Source organism: Acidovorax sp. ST3, from assembly GCF_003231145.1.
GTDB lineage: Bacteria > Pseudomonadota > Gammaproteobacteria > Burkholderiales > Burkholderiaceae_C > Acidovorax.
Genome location: NZ_QKVP01000005.1, coordinates 464,102 through 478,686 on the forward strand (window position 1 = coordinate 464,102; position 14,585 = coordinate 478,686).

At 64.1% G+C, this 14,585-nt stretch carries 15 protein-coding genes; 10 read left to right on the top strand and 5 right to left on the bottom strand.

Annotated elements, in window-relative coordinates; translation table 11 throughout:
* Nucleotides 1–37: 37 nt before the first annotated feature.
* From rimP to DNK89_RS18355, 8 genes are all read left to right on the top strand, one after another.
* Nucleotides 38–634, top strand: a complete 597-nt coding sequence (gene rimP / locus DNK89_RS18320) for a ribosome maturation factor RimP (RefSeq protein ID WP_110961248.1) — start codon at nt 38–40, stop codon at nt 632–634.
* An 80-nt stretch (nt 635–714) separates the two neighbouring features.
* Entirely contained in the window at nt 715–2,199 is a 1,485-nt protein-coding gene (nusA, locus tag DNK89_RS18325; protein ID WP_015014652.1) for a transcription termination factor NusA, read from the top strand.
* 24 nt (nt 2,200–2,223) lie between these two features.
* Nucleotides 2,224–5,091, top strand: a complete 2,868-nt coding sequence (gene infB / locus DNK89_RS18330; protein WP_110961249.1) for a translation initiation factor IF-2 — start codon at nt 2,224–2,226, stop codon at nt 5,089–5,091.
* 24 nt (nt 5,092–5,115) lie between these two features.
* Nucleotides 5,116–5,487 (top strand): 30S ribosome-binding factor RbfA, encoded by a 372-nt coding sequence (rbfA, locus tag DNK89_RS18335; protein ID WP_044400872.1) that lies wholly within the window; start codon nt 5,116–5,118, stop codon nt 5,485–5,487.
* Between the two features lie 3 nt (nt 5,488–5,490).
* Nucleotides 5,491–6,483, top strand: a complete 993-nt coding sequence (gene truB, locus DNK89_RS18340; protein ID WP_110961250.1) for a tRNA pseudouridine(55) synthase TruB — start codon at nt 5,491–5,493, stop codon at nt 6,481–6,483.
* A complete protein-coding gene (gene typA, locus DNK89_RS18345) occupies nt 6,480–8,306 on the top strand; it encodes a translational GTPase TypA (protein ID WP_015014649.1) in 1,827 nt (608 codons plus the stop codon). Before truB ends, typA begins: the two co-directional genes overlap by 4 nt.
* A 101-nt stretch (nt 8,307–8,407) precedes the next feature.
* Nucleotides 8,408–9,283 (top strand): DMT family transporter, encoded by an 876-nt coding sequence (locus tag DNK89_RS18350; protein ID WP_110961251.1) that lies wholly within the window; start codon nt 8,408–8,410, stop codon nt 9,281–9,283.
* Entirely contained in the window at nt 9,280–10,374 is a 1,095-nt protein-coding gene (locus DNK89_RS18355; RefSeq protein ID WP_110961252.1) for an enoyl-CoA hydratase/isomerase family protein, read from the top strand. Before DNK89_RS18350 ends, DNK89_RS18355 begins: the two co-directional genes overlap by 4 nt.
* Nucleotides 10,375–10,509: 135 nt before the next feature.
* On the opposite strand, the gene DNK89_RS18360 is transcribed toward DNK89_RS18355, so the two are convergent.
* The 4 genes from DNK89_RS18360 to smpB form a co-directional block, all read right to left on the bottom strand.
* Entirely contained in the window at nt 10,510–11,418 is a 909-nt protein-coding gene (locus tag DNK89_RS18360) for an anti-sigma factor (protein WP_110961253.1), read from the bottom strand.
* A gap of 22 nt (nt 11,419–11,440) precedes the next feature.
* Complete coding sequence (locus tag DNK89_RS18365) at nt 11,441–11,992, bottom strand: RNA polymerase sigma factor (protein ID WP_110961254.1); 552 nt, start codon at nt 11,990–11,992, stop codon at nt 11,441–11,443.
* Between the two features lie 34 nt (nt 11,993–12,026).
* Complete coding sequence (locus tag DNK89_RS18370; RefSeq protein WP_203422363.1) at nt 12,027–12,398, bottom strand: hypothetical protein; 372 nt, start codon at nt 12,396–12,398, stop codon at nt 12,027–12,029.
* Between the two features lie 145 nt (nt 12,399–12,543).
* Entirely contained in the window at nt 12,544–13,017 is a 474-nt protein-coding gene (gene smpB, locus DNK89_RS18375) for an SsrA-binding protein SmpB (protein WP_110961255.1), read from the bottom strand.
* A gap of 129 nt (nt 13,018–13,146) precedes the next feature.
* On the opposite strand from smpB, the gene DNK89_RS18380 reads away from it, so the two are divergent.
* Nucleotides 13,147–13,587 carry a type II toxin-antitoxin system RatA family toxin gene (locus DNK89_RS18380; protein ID WP_015014642.1) on the top strand — a complete coding sequence of 147 codons (441 nt, stop codon included), beginning with the start codon at nt 13,147–13,149 and terminating at the stop codon, nt 13,585–13,587.
* The gene (locus DNK89_RS18385; RefSeq protein ID WP_110961256.1) at nt 13,580–13,927 is read left to right on the top strand and encodes an RnfH family protein; all 348 of its coding nucleotides are present in this window, start codon (nt 13,580–13,582) and stop codon (nt 13,925–13,927) included. Before DNK89_RS18380 ends, DNK89_RS18385 begins: the two co-directional genes overlap by 8 nt.
* A 51-nt stretch (nt 13,928–13,978) precedes the next feature.
* On the opposite strand, the gene DNK89_RS18390 is transcribed toward DNK89_RS18385, so the two are convergent.
* A complete protein-coding gene (locus DNK89_RS18390; RefSeq protein ID WP_110961257.1) occupies nt 13,979–14,503 on the bottom strand; it encodes a DUF4124 domain-containing protein in 525 nt (174 codons plus the stop codon).
* Nucleotides 14,504–14,585: the final 82 nt, after the last annotated feature.

Here is a 14,585-nt window from a genome sequence, read left to right on the forward strand (position 1 = left end):
ATCGGGTTTTTTGTTTTTCCGGGATTGAACTGAGCACGTGGCACTACAGCAAGTCGTTGAACAAATTGTGACGGGACTGGGATATGACCTGGTGGAGATCGAGCGCTCTGCCGGCGGCCTGTTGCGCGTCACCATCGACTTGCCCTGGGAGCCGCCAGCCGCTGATGCCCCCCAGCCCGTGATCGAGCAATTCGTGACGGTCGAGGATTGCGAGAAGGTCACCCGCCAGCTGCAGTTTGCGCTGGAGGTCGATGGCGTCGAATACAAGCGCCTCGAAGTGTCGTCCCCCGGTATCGACCGGCCCTTGCGCCACGAGCAAGACTTCGTCCGCTTCGAAGGTTCGGTCATCGACATCACCCTGAAGGCGCCCATTGGCGCCGCAGCAGCGGGAGGACAAGTCAATGCCACCCGCAAGAAATTTCGCGGCACGCTGGAGCGGGCCGAGGCTGGTGGCTGGCAGATCGTCTGGAGCGACGAGCCGCCGGTCAAGCCAGGTCAAAGAGTCAGCAAGAAACGCGTGCCCGCCCCTTTGCAGGCCATGGGCTTCACCCTGGATGAATGCCGGGATGTGCGCCTGGCGCCCATCGTGGACTTCAAGGGGCGCGCAGGCAAGGCCGGGGCAGCACCTGCCTGATTTGCTGCTGAAAATTGTGGGGTGGGTGGTCGCTGCGCGCAGCCCCCGCCCTCGGGTGATTGAAACAGGAGAGTCGTCGCATGAATCGCGAATTGTTGATGTTGGTTGAGGCCATTTCGCGCGAGAAGAACGTGGAGCGTGATGTGGTCTTGGGCGCCGTGGAGTCGGCCCTGGCCCAGGCTACCAAGAAGCTGTACCAGGGCGAGGTGGACATTCGCGTGTCGATTGATCGCGACAGCGGCAATTACGAGACTTTCCGCCGCTGGCTGGTGGTGCCCGACGACGCCGGTCTGCAAAACCCCGAAGCCGAAGAGCTGCTGATGGATGCCAAAGAGCGCATCCCGGACATCGAGGTGGGTGAATACATCGAAGAGGGCGTCGAGTCCGTGCCCATCGGCCGCATCGGCGCCATGGCCGCCAAGCAGGTCATCCTGCAGAAGATCCGCGATGCAGAGCGCGAAATGCTGCTGAATGACTTCATGTCGCGCGGCGAAAAGATTTTCACCGGCACCGTCAAGCGCATGGACAAGGGCGACATCATCGTCGAATCCGGCCGTGTGGAAGGCCGCCTGCGCCGCAGCGAAATGATCCCCAAGGAAAACCTGCGCAGCGGCGACCGCGTGCGGGCCATGATCATGGAAGTGGACCTGACCCTGCGTGGCGCGCCCATCATTCTGTCGCGCTCGGCACCCGAGTTCATGATCGAACTCTTCCGCAATGAAGTGCCCGAGATCGAGCAAGGTCTGCTGGAGATCAAGTCCTGCGCCCGTGACCCCGGCTCGCGCGCCAAGATCGCCGTGCTGAGCCACGACAAGCGTGTGGATCCCATCGGCACCTGCGTCGGCGTGCGCGGCACCCGCGTGAACGCGGTGACCAACGAACTCGCTGGCGAACGCGTGGACATCGTGCTGTGGTCTGAAGATCCGGCCCAGTTCGTGATTGGCGCACTGGCTCCGGCCAATGTGTCCTCCATCGTGGTCGATGAAGAAAAGCATGCCATGGACGTGGTCGTGGACGAGGAAAACCTTGCCATCGCCATCGGCCGTGGGGGTCAGAACGTGCGCCTGGCGTCCGACCTGACCGGCTGGAAGATCAACATCATGGACGCCGCCGAAAGCGCGCAAAAGCAGGCCAACGAGACTGATACGGCCCGCAAGCTGTTCATGGAAAAGCTGGATGTGGACGAGGAAATCGCCGACATCCTGATCTCCGAAGGCTTCAACAGCCTGGAAGAAGTGGCCTATGTGCCGCTGCAGGAAATGCTGGAGATCGAAAGCTTCGACGAAGACACCGTGAACGAGCTGCGCGCCCGCGCCAAGGATGCGCTGCTCACCATGGAAATCGCCCGTGAGGAAAGCGTGGAAGAGGTCTCCCAGGACCTGCGCGATCTCGAAGGCCTCACCCCCGAGCTGATTGCCAAGTTGGCCGAGGGCGGTGTGCACACACGTGACGACCTGGCCGACCTGGCCATCGATGAACTGACCGACCTGACCGGACAGTCTGCAGAAGAAGCCAAAGCCTTGATCATGAAGGCGCGCGAACACTGGTTCGCGGGGCAAGAGTAAAGGTCAGGGAGGCACGAACCACATATGTCCAGTAACACTGTCGCCGAGTTCGCCACCGAACTCAAAAAATCGCCTGAAACCCTGCTCGATCAGCTCAAGGCTGCGGGCGTGGGCAAGGCTGCTCCCTCCGACGCCCTGACCGAGTCGGACAAGCAAAAGCTGCTGGCTTACCTGCAGGCCAGCCATGGCACGGCTTCGGCCGACCGCAAGAAGATCACGCTGGTCAAGAAGTCCACCAGCGAGATCAAGCAGGCCGATGCAACGGGCAAGGCCCGCACCATCCAGGTGGAAGTGCGCAAGAAGCGCACGTTCATCCAGCGCGACGAAGGCGCAGAGGCCACGGCCGAGTCCCAGGCCGCGGCTGCGGTGGAAGAGCCCGCCGTGTCGAGCGAAGACCTCGAACTCTCCCGCCGTGAGGAAGAAGCCCGCCGCCAGGCCGAGCTGATCCGTCGCCAGGAAGCTGAGCTGGCCGAGAAGCGCGCAGAGCGCGAAGCCCGCGAAAAACGCGAGCGCGAAGCCGAAGAGCGCGCTGCCGCCTATGCCGCCCAAGAAGCTGAAAAGAAGGCCCAGGCCTCGGCTGTGAAGCAGGAAGCCACGCGTGAGCAGGCGGCCGAAGCTGCTGCGCGCGCCGCCGCCCAGACGGAAGCCCGCGAAAAGGCCCAGGCAGAAGCCAAGGCCCGCGCGGACGAAGAGTCTGCCCGTGCCCGCGATCTGGAAGAGCGCCGCCGCAAGGCCCTGGCCGAGGCAGAAGCCATTCGCGCCATGATGGCCACGCCCAAGAAGGCGGTCATGGTGGCCAAGAAGCCCGAGGAACCCAAGCCAGCAGCCAAGCCTGCTGCCGTGGGCGACGCCAAGAAGGGCACGCTGCACAAGCCCGCCGTTGGTACCGGTGGTGCGCGTACGGCAGCGGCTGCCCCCGCAGCTGCAGGCGCTCCCGGCGCTGGCAAGGAAGTCAAGTCGGCCAAGCTGTCGTCCAGCTGGGCCAACGACACGGCCAAGAAGAAAGAAATCAAGACCCGCGGCGACAGCAGCGGTGGTGTGGGTCGTAACAACTGGCGTGGTGGCCCCCGTGGCCGTCGTGGTGACAACCGCGACCAACGCGATGACCACCAGAACGCAGCCCCGGCAGAAGCCCGCATCATTGAAGTGCATGTGCCTGAAACCATCACGGTGGCAGAGCTGGCACACAAGATGTCGATCAAGGCCTCTGAAGTCATCAAGGCCCTGATGAAGATGGGCCAGATGGTCACCATCAACCAGCCGCTGGACCAGGACACCGCCATGATCGTGGTGGAGGAAATGGGCCACAAGGCGGTGGTGGCGGCGCTGGACGATCCAGAAGCCTTCACCGACGACGATGCAGGTCAAAAAGACGCCGAGCTGCTGCCACGCGCGCCGGTCGTTACCGTCATGGGCCACGTGGACCACGGCAAGACCTCGCTGCTGGACTACATCCGCCGCGCCAAAGTTGCTGCAGGCGAAGCCGGCGGCATCACGCAGCACATTGGTGCCTACCACGTGGAAACGCCACGCGGCATGGTGTCGTTCCTCGATACCCCTGGTCACGAGGCCTTCACGGCCATGCGTGCCCGTGGTGCCCAGGCCACCGACATCGTGATTCTGGTGGTGGCTGCCGACGACGGCGTCATGCCCCAGACCAAGGAAGCCATCAAGCACGCCAAGGCGGCCAAGGTGCCGATCGTGGTGGCCATCACCAAGGCGGACAAGCCCGATGCCAACCCCGACCGCGTCAAGCAAGAGCTGGTGGTGGAAGAGGTGGTGCCTGAAGAGTACGGTGGCGATTCGCCCTTTGTGGCCGTGTCGTCCAAGACCGGCATGGGCATCGACGACCTGCTGGAGCAGGTCCTGCTGCAGGCCGAAGTGCTGGAACTGAAGGCGCCGGTCGAAGCCATGGCCAAGGGCCTGGTGATCGAAGCCCAGCTGGACAAGGGCCGCGGCCCGGTGGCCACGGTGCTGGTGCAGTCCGGTACGCTGAAGGTGGGCGATGTGGTGCTGGCTGGCCAGACCTCTGGCCGCGTGCGCGCCATGCTGGACGAAAACGGCAAGCCCGCCAAGACGGCGGGTCCCTCCATTCCGGTGGAAATCCAGGGTCTGTCCGACGTGCCCCAGGCGGGTGACGAGTTCATGGTGCTCAGCGATGAGCGCCGTGCTCGCGAGATCGCGACCTACCGCGCTGGCAAGTTCCGCAACACCAAGCTGGCTAAGCAACAGGCTGCCAAGCTGGAAAACGTGTTCAACGAGATGACGGCGGGCGAGGTGCAGACCCTGCCCATCATCATCAAGGCGGACGTGCAGGGCTCGCAGGAAGCGCTGGCAGCATCGCTGCTCAAGCTGTCCACCGACGAGATCCGCGTACAGCTGGTCTATGCCGGCGTGGGCGGTATCAGCGAGTCCGACGTGAACCTGGCGATTGCTTCCAAGGCCATCGTGATCGGCTTCAACGTGCGTGCCGATGCCGGTGCGCGCAAGCTGGCCGAGTCGAGCGATGTGAACCTGCACTACTACAACATCATTTACGACGCCGTGGATGAGTTGAAGGCCGCCATGTCCGGCATGCTGGCTCCCGAGCAGCGCGAAGAAGCCCTGGGTACCGCCGAGATCCGCACGGTGTTCGTGGCTTCCAAGATCGGTACGGTGGCGGGTTCGTACGTCACCTCCGGCCAGGTCACGCGCAACTGCAAGTTCCGCCTGCTGCGCGACAACGTGGTTATTTACACCGGCGAAGTCGAGTCTGTGCGCCGCCTCAAGGACGATGTCAAGGAAGTCAAGGAAGGCTTCGAGTGCGGTATCAAGCTGCGCAACTACAACGACATCAAAGAGGGCGACCAGCTGGAGTTCTTCGAGATCAAGGAAATCGCGCGGACGCTGTAAGGCGAACGGGATACCAGCGACAACATGGCTGCGAAGAAATCATCCGCCCCCAACCGCGCCTTCAAGGTGGCCGACCAGATCCAGCGCGATCTGACGGAACTGATCGCGCGCGAGTTGAAAGACCCGCGCGTGGGCATGGTGACGCTGCAGGGCGTGGAGGTCACCCCCGACTACGCCCATGCCAAGGTGTTCTTCAGCCTGTTGACGGGTGACCCGGTGGAAACCCAGGCAGCCCTCAACCAGGCTGCCGGGTTCCTGCGCAACGGCTTGTTCAAGCGTTTGCACATCCATACCGTGCCTACGCTGCATTTCGTGTTCGACCGCACCTCCGAGCGTGCGGCCGACATGAACGCCTTGATCGCCAAGGCGGTGTCTTCGCGCGCGAAAGAGGACTAGTCCATGCACGCGCCACGCACCAGGGTGCAGCGGCGCCCTGTGCATGGGGTGTTGCTGCTCGACAAACCGCTCGGCCTTTCGAGCAATGACGCCTTGCAAAAGGCGAAATGGCTGCTGCGCGCCGAGAAAGCGGGCCATACCGGCACGCTCGATCCCCTCGCGACGGGCGTATTGCCGCTGTGCTTTGGCGCGGCCACCAAGTTCAGCCAGCTGCAGCTGGATGCTCCCAAGACCTATGAAGCCGTGGCGCTGCTGGGTGCCACGACGACCACTGGCGATGCCGAGGGCGATGTGGTCGAGCGGCGTGAAGTGCTGCCCGAGCAGGTGACGCCAGAGCGCCTGGCCGCCGTCCAGCAGCAGTTCACCGGCCCCATTCGCCAGGTGCCTCCGATGCACAGTGCGCTCAAGAAAGACGGCAAGGCGCTGTACGAGTACGCACGCGCCGGTGTCACGGTGGAGCGTGAAGCGCGCGATGTGGTGATCCACGCACTCAAGCTCACGCTGGTGCAGACAGATCAGGCGCAACCAGCTATCAAAATGATAGTGACCTGCAGCAAGGGCACCTACATCCGCACGCTGGGTGAAGACATCGGCGCCGCACTGGGCTGCGGTGCGCACCTCACCTTTCTGCGCCGCATCGATACCGGCGGGCTGGGGGTGGAGCGCTGCGTCACGCTGGCGCAGCTGGAGGCCATGCCCGAGGCTGAGCGCCTGGCCAGCCTGGAGGCGCCCGAGTCGCTGCTGGCACAACACATGCGTGTCACGCTGGACGGTGAGAATGCAGCCCGATTCCTGTCGGGCGTGCGTCGCCGTGGCAACTGGCCCGATGCCAGTGCCGTGGCGGTGTTTGGCGAGAATCCTCCGGCGCTGCTGGGGGTGGGCCACATCGTGGGCGGGGAGCTGGTGCCGGACAGGCTCCTGAGTCCGCTGGAAATTCAACAAATTTTGGAAGGCATGCCGCACCCTCAAGCCAGCGGCGCATTGGAAAAACTATGACGACGAAACAAATCCGCAACATCGCGATCATCGCCCACGTTGACCACGGCAAAACCACCATGGTTGACCAGCTGCTGCGCCAGTCCGGCACCTTCGCCGACCACGAAAAGGTCGTCGACACCGTGATGGACAACAACGCGATCGAAAAAGAGCGCGGCATCACCATCCTGGCCAAGAACTGCGCCGTGAGCTGGAAGGGTACGCACATCAACATCGTGGACACTCCCGGCCACGCGGACTTCGGCGGCGAAGTGGAACGTGCCCTGTCCATGGTCGACAGCGTGGTGCTGCTGATCGACGCGCAAGAAGGCCCCATGCCCCAGACGCGTTTCGTGACCAAGAAGGCCCTGGCCCTGGGCCTGCGCCCCATCCTGGTGGTGAACAAGGTGGACAAGCCCGGTGCCAACCCCGACAAGGTCGTGAACGCTGCGTTCGACCTGTTCGACAAGCTGGGTGCAACCGACGAGCAGCTCGACTTCCCTGTCGTGTACGCCTCGGGCATCAATGGCTGGTCGTCGCTGGAAGAAGGCGCCCCGGGCGAGCAGTGGGGCCCCGACATGTCGGCCCTGTTCGACACCATCCTCAAGCACGTGCCACCGAACTCCGGCAACCCTGACGCCCCCCTGCAACTGCAGATCTCGGCACTGGACTTCTCCAGCTTCGTGGGCCGCATCGGTGTGGGCCGCATCAGCCAAGGCACGCTCAAGCCCGCACAGGACGTGCTGGTCATGGAAGGCCCCGATGGCAAGACCACGAAGGGCCGCGTGAACCAGGTGCTGACCTTCCAGGGTCTGGACCGCATGCAGACTCCCCTGGCAGGCCCGGGCGACATCGTGCTGATCAACGGCATTGAAGACATCGGCATCGGCGTGACCGTGACCGACCCTGCCAACCCCGCGCCGCTGCCCATGCTGAAGGTGGACGAGCCTACGTTGACCATGAACTTCTGCGTGAACACCTCGCCCCTGGCCGGCCGTGAAGGCAAGTTCGTGACCAGCCGCCAGATCTGGGACCGCCTGCAAAAGGAACTGCAGCACAACGTGGCACTGCGCGTGAAGGAAACCGACGAAGAAGGCGTGTTCGAAGTGATGGGCCGCGGCGAACTGCACCTGACCATCCTGCTGGAAAACATGCGCCGTGAAGGCTACGAACTGGCCGTGTCCAAGCCCCGCGTGGTGTTCAAGGACATCGACGGCGTCAAGCACGAGCCTATCGAGCTGGTAACGGCCGACATCGAAGAAGGCCACCAGGGCGGTGTGATGCAAGCCCTGGGCGAGCGCAAGGGCGAGCTGGTGAACATGGAGTCCGACGGCCGTGGCCGCGTGCGCCTGGAATACCGCATCCCGGCCCGTGGCCTGATCGGTTTCACCAACGAATTCCTGAACCTGACGCGCGGTTCGGGCCTCATCAGCAACATCTTCGACAGCTACGAGCCGCACAAGGGCGATATCGGCGGTCGCAAGAACGGCGTGCTGATCTCCATGGACGACGGTGAAATCTTCACCTACGCCCTGGGCAAGCTGGACGACCGTGGCCGCATGTTCGTGAAGGCCAACGACCCTGTGTACGAAGGCATGATCGTCGGCATCCACAGCCGAGACAACGACCTGGTGGTGAACGCCACGCGCACCAAGCAGCTGACCAACTTCCGCGTATCCGGCAAGGAAGACGCGATCAAGATCACGCCCCCGATCGACCTGACGCTGGAATACGGCGTGGAATTCATCGAGGACGACGAACTGGTCGAGATCACGCCCAAGTCCGTGCGCCTGCGCAAGCGCCACCTGACCGAAAACGAGCGCAAGCGCGCTGCCCGTTCCTGATGGATCGGCGGGTCGGTCCGTCGATGGATCGATAGACTGACCGTTTCCGACAAGGGCCACTGCAGCGCAGTGGCCTTTTTTCCGTCTGCAAGTTGGAACCCATGTTGACACTCACACATTCCCGCGCCGTGGTGCTGATGGTGGCTGTGACCCTGATGTGGTCCATCGCCGGTGTGGTCACGCGCCACCTGGAGCACGCGGCGAGCTTTGAGGTGACTTTCTGGCGCAGCTTTTTCACGCTGCTGGCGCTGCTGGTCATCCTGCCCATGCTGCAGGGCAGGGCGGTGTTTGCCTCCATGCGCCATGGCGGGCGGGCGTTGTGGATCTCCGGCGTGTGCTGGAGCGTGATGTTCACGGCCTTCATGGTGGCGCTGGTGCTGATGCCGGTGGCCAATGTGCTGGTGACCATGTCGGTGGGCCCCTTGCTCACGGCGCTGTTTGCACGGGTGTTCATCGGCCACCATATCGCTCCCCGCACCTGGGCGGCCATTGCTGTGGCAGGGCTGGGCATTGGCTGGATGTACGGTTCGCAAATGGCGGGCCTGCCACTGCTGGGCACCCTGGTGGCCCTGTGCGTACCGGTGGCAGCGGCGGTGAACTGGACGGTGGTGCAGCACTCGCAGCGCCATGGCCATGCGGTGGATCTGGTGCCGGCGGTGCTGGTGGGGGCGGTGATCTCGGTGGTGGCCACCCTGCCGCTGGCGTTGCCGTTTCAGGCATCTTTTTACGACCTGGGGCTGCTGGCCCTGCTGGGCGTGGTGCAATTGGCGATTCCCTGCGTGCTGGCGGTGCGCTGCGGCAGGGTGCTCAAGGCGCCCGAAATGGCGCTGCTGGGTTTGCTGGAAGTGATTTTCGGCATCCTGCTGGCATGGCTGGGTGCGGGCGAGAAGCCTGCGCCTGCCGTGCTGACCGGAGGCGCACTGGTCATCGGTGCGCTGGTTTTCAATGAACTGTTGGGTTGGAAGGAACAAAAATGACGGAGACGGTTGTGTCTGAAGTGTTGAGCGAGGTGCGTGGCCAGGTGGGCTTCATCACCCTGAATCGCCCACGGGCGCTCAATGCCCTGTCGCTGGGCATGGTGCGTGACCTGATGGGCATCCTGCTGGCATGGCAGAACGATGCGCGGGTGCTGGCGGTGGCCATTCGTGGCAGCAACAAGGAAGGCCCGTTTGGGGCTTTCTGCGCGGGCGGCGATATCCGCTTTCTGCACCAGGCAGGCAGCCAGGGCAACCCGCTGATCGAGGATTTCTTCACCGAGGAATACGCGCTCAACCACCTGATCCACAACTACGCCAAGCCCTACATCGCCTTCATGGACGGCATCGTGATGGGCGGCGGCATGGGCATCAGCCAGGGCGCCGCCCTGCGTGTGGTGACCGAACGCACCAAGATGGCCATGCCAGAGACCGCGATTGGCCTGTTCCCGGACGTAGGTGGTGGGTACTTTCTGAGCCGTTGCCCCGGCCGGGTGGGCGAGTGGCTGGCCCTGACGGGCGACACCATCGGCGCAGGCGATGCCATTGCCTACCAGCTGGCCGATGGCTGCATGCCGTCAGACCGGCAGGTGGCGGTGTGGGACGCTCTGGCCACACAAAGCTTTGCAGATGGCGCGGCTATCAAGGCCTATGTTGCTTCTCAATTTGTAGCAGCTCAGGCAAGCGGTTCTAGCGCTCAGACTGATATTGACCAATATTTTGCGCTGCCGACCGTTGGCGAGATCGTGCAGGGGCTTGAAGCGGCTGACAGCGACTGGGCGCGTGCCACGGCCGCCACGCTGCGCAAGCGTTCGCCACTGATGCTGCATGTGGTGCTGGAACAAATCCGCCGCGCCCGCACTATGGGCCTGGCCGACGACCTGCGCATGGAGCGCGACATGGTGCGCCACTGCTTCTTCCTGCGCCCGGGGCAAAGCGAGACCGTCGAAGGCATCCGCGCCCTGGCTGTAGACAAGGACCATGCGCCCCGCTGGAATCCCGGCCGCATTGAAGACGTGACGCCGGACATGGTCACTCCGTTCTTTGCCAGCCCCTGGCCTGTGCACGCCCATCCGCTGGCCCATCTGGCCTGACCGGCGAAGGCTGTAGTCGGGCGTTTGGGTTGCGCACCAAGCGGCTGTTCAAGACCTCCTAGGGCGAACGCATCGGTGATCGCGGGCCGGGAGGCCTGCGATCTGCCTGCCATGACGGCTGCGATGTTCCCGCTTTTATGGGTTCAATTGCTGGTACACGGCGGTGGCCAGGGCCAGCAGATCGGGCCGCGAGAGCTGCCCGCTCAGCGCATAGCCAAAGCCCCCATCTGTCCAGTAAAAGCCGGGTACAGGGCCTTCCTGCGTAAACTGGAACGCGGTAGCGGGGGCCGCCGCCAGCGTCGATTCCCTGCTTTGTGGCGCGCCGCCTTTGTTTTCGCCCGCAGGGCGGGGCGAGGACGGCGCCAGAGCGCCCAGGTACAGCGTGATGCGCTGGCCGGCGCCATTCTGGTACATGAACTGCGCGCGCACGCCCGTGTCGCCCGGCAGCAAGCGGCCACCCACCAGTTCATAGCCTTGCGCACCGAGCGCGGGGACTTTGAGGGGACGGTCCAGGCGCTTGGACAGCCATTGCACCAGGTGGTCTTGCTGGGCGGCAGTGACCTCTACCGGGTGCCGTACCTCGGGTTGGTACACCGCGTGGGCCACCGAGGCCTGTTGTGCAAAGCGCTGTGCCGGTTCGGCAGCCACCAGCGTGGTGCCCTGGCCCGCAGCAATGGTTTGACCGGACATCCCGGCGGGCCAATGGCTGCGCCCCGTCCAGCCCAGCACAAAGGCCAGCAACACGGATGCAGCCATTCCACCCCAGCGCCACCATTGCGCGTATTGCTCGCGTCGGTCGGTGGCACGCTGCGCTGCGGCCAGCAGGGCGTCGGGCACGGGGGCTTGGAGCAGGTCCTGGTGCAGGGCCTGCAGACGCTGCCGCTGCGTCTGCCAGTGGGCCAGCGTGGCCTGGGCCTCCTCATCGTCCCGCAGTTGCTCGCGCAGCGCCTCGGCCTGCGCAGGGGTCAACTGGCCGTCCACAAGGGCGTGCCAGGCGCTGGTTTCTTCAGCGCGCGGTGGAGGGGCAGGGTGCTTGGGGTCCATGGCGGGGGATCGGGTCTGGGGGCTATTTGAGGCGACGCAGCACCGGCGTGGTACTGCCCGCAGCCATCACGGTGTTTGGTTGGGTGGCGGCTGTAGGGCCTGACGCGGGTTCACGGTCCATGAGCACCCGCAGGCGCGTGCGGGCCCGCGACAGGCGTGACATGACGGTGCCCACCGGAATGCCCAGGATGCGTGCCGTGTCTTCGTAGCCCATGTCCTCCATCGCCACCAACAGCAGCACGGCCCGCTGGTCGGCGGGCAGGCGCTGGAGACAGCGCTCCAGGTCCAGCGCATCGTCCGACCGGGGCGGCGTGCCGGGCAGCTGGTCTTGAACTTCGTCGATGTCCAGGGTTTGCATCGGGGGCAATGCGCGGCGCTGGTTGAGGTACAGGTTGTGCATCAGGGTGAACAACCATGCGCGCAGGTCGCTTCCGGTGCGCCACAGCAGCCATTTGCTGCAGGCCCTCTCCAGCGTGTCCTGCACCAGGTCATCGGCCGCCCAGGCATCGCCTGTCAGCACCCGCGCGTAGCGGCGCAGGGCGGGCAGCTGTTCGATAACCTGGGAGCGGTTCATTCCGCGCGAAGCCTGGGGTGCGCTGACCGGTTTGTTATGGCCGCGCGGTGCGCCAGACCTGGTTCACTCCGTCGCCCGTCTTGTCCCCGGGCTTGGCGTCCTTGGCCCAGTAATACAGCGGTTTGCCCTTGTAGGCCAGCTGGGTCTTGCCATCGTCGCGGGTGATCACGCTGTAGTCAGCGCCCGGGGCCTTGCTGGCCATCAGTGGCGGCCAGTTGGTGGCGCAGGGGCCGTTGCACACCGATTTGCCGCTGCCGGCCACATCGCGGTCAAACGTGTAAAGGGTCATGCCGTTTGTGCCGACCAACACGCCGTCCATGGTCTTCACGGGCGAGGTGTCCATGGCGGCGCAGCCAGCCAGAGCAACGGCTGCGACGAGGGTGGTCATCGAGATCAGTTTCTTCATGGGTTTCTCCAGAGGGTGGTGCAGGCAAAGGCGAATGCTGCCTTGCACCGGGACAAACACATGGACGCTGCGGTTTATTCCACAGCATCGCAAAAAAATCTCAAGGTCCGGTCTGGGTACGCACAGACCCCATCGTGCAGCAGACTCAGCGGCTGCGGCTCTTCATGGCGCGTTCCACTTCGCGCTTGCCCTCGCGGTCCTTGATGGTGTCGCGCTTGTCGTGCTCGGCCTTGCCCTTGGCCAGCGCGATTTCGCACTTCACGAAGCCGTTCTTCCAGTGCAGATTGATGGGCACCAGGGTGTAGCCCTTTTGCTCGACCTTGCCAATCAGCCGTTTGATGTCATCCTTCTTGAGCAGCAGCTTTTTGGTGCGCGCCGATTCCGGGTTGACGTGGGTGGACGCTGTCTTGAGCGGGTGGATCAGGCAGCCGAGCAGAAACAGTTCGCCATCGCGGATCAGCACATAGCCATCGGTCAGCTGCACCTTGCCCTCGCGCAGCGCCTTGACCTCCCAGCCGTGCAGCACCATGCCCGCCTCGTGGCGCTCCTCAAAGAAGTAGTTGTAGGCCGCTTTCTTGTTTTCGGCAATGCGGGATGTGGGATCGGGTTTTTTGGCCATGTAGTTCAGATGCGGCGCCCTGCGGGAGATAAAAGGCCTCCCTACATACAATTGTGGCCGTTCAGAGACCCGTGATTCTAGTTTCCCTGGCCGCCTTTCCCTTCTGAAAGCCGCGCGCCCATTGCCTGCATGAAAACCGTCCACAAGTCCGTCCTCATTTGGTACAGCCCCGAAGAGATGTTTTCCCTGGTCACCGGGGTGGAGCACTACCCGCAGTTCCTGCCTTGGTGCGACCACGCTGCGGTGCTGGAGCAGACCAGCGAGGGCATGACCGCTGAGGTGGGCATTGCGTTCAGCGGCATTCGCCAGACCTTTGTCACGCGCAACACGCACGAGGCGGGCAAGCGTGTGCAGATGCATCTGGTGAAAGGACCGTTTTCACGGCTGGACGGAGATTGGCACTTTCATCCCGTGGGGGACGGCACGCAGCGTGCGTGCAAGGTGGAGCTGCTGCTGAACTACGGGTTTGACAGCGCTGCGTTGGCCGCGCTGGTGGGGCCGGTGTTCGATCGCATCGCGGGCAGCATGGTCGATGCCTTCGTCAAGCGCGCGGAACAGGTCTATGGCTGAGAAAGGCCCCGGCGCCCCGGCGACCCTCGCCATCTCCGTGGTCGTCTGCCTAGCGCCGCGCGAGGTGCGGGAATGGGTGCTGGATTTGCCGGTGGGCGCTACCGTGGCGGATGCCCTGCGCGCCAGCTGTGGGGTGGAGGCGGGTGATGAGCCGTCGGTTGGCATCTGGGGCCGTGCCGCCAGCCTAGATGCGGTGCTGCAGCCCCTGGACCGTGTGGAAATCTACCGCCCGTTGAAGGTGGACCCCAAGGTGGCCCGCCGGGAGCGTTTTGCCCGCCAAGGCGCGCGCACCACCGGGCTGTTTGCGCGGCGCCGGCCCGGGGGCAAGTCGGGCTACTGAATCTCACGTGCTGGGCGGCGGGGGAGGCCGAAGCAGCACGTCACTCAGAACTCAGCGTACGCAGTCGCTTGCGACGATCTCGTCGATGCGCTTGGCCTCTGCCGCGCGGGCGGGGCCATCCAGGAAGATTTTTTCGCCCTGGGCATTGGCTTGGGTGATGGGCTTGCCTGCGTCGAACGCTGCTTTGGCCGCACGTGCGCGGGTGCAGTTTTCGGCTTTGGCCTTGGCGATCTTTTCGTCTTCGGCCTTTTTCTTGGCGGCTTCCGCGGCCTCAGCCTGGGCCTTCTTTTCTTCCAGCTCCTTGTCCTTGCCCGCGCCGGCAGCGCTGGCTGCGGCCTTGGGCGCTGCTGCCACGGCAGGGGCTGCATCGGAGGCTGCGGGTGCGGCAGGGGTCGCTGCACGTGCCGGACGGTTGCCGCCTGGCTGCTTCAGGATGCTTTTTTCAGGAATGTCGGGTGGCGGGGGGCGGTCGCTGAAGACCTTGCGACCGTCTTTGTCTGTCCACTGCCATTGCGCCGCCGCGCCCATGGCCCAGGTGCAGGCCACGGCCAGCAGGAGAAGCTTGTGCATTTTCATTCGGACAAGTTTATCCATGTGATTCCCCCCCCGCCAGTGCGTTGGAGATGGGTGGGCGCGTTTTCGCCACATGCGGCGCGGG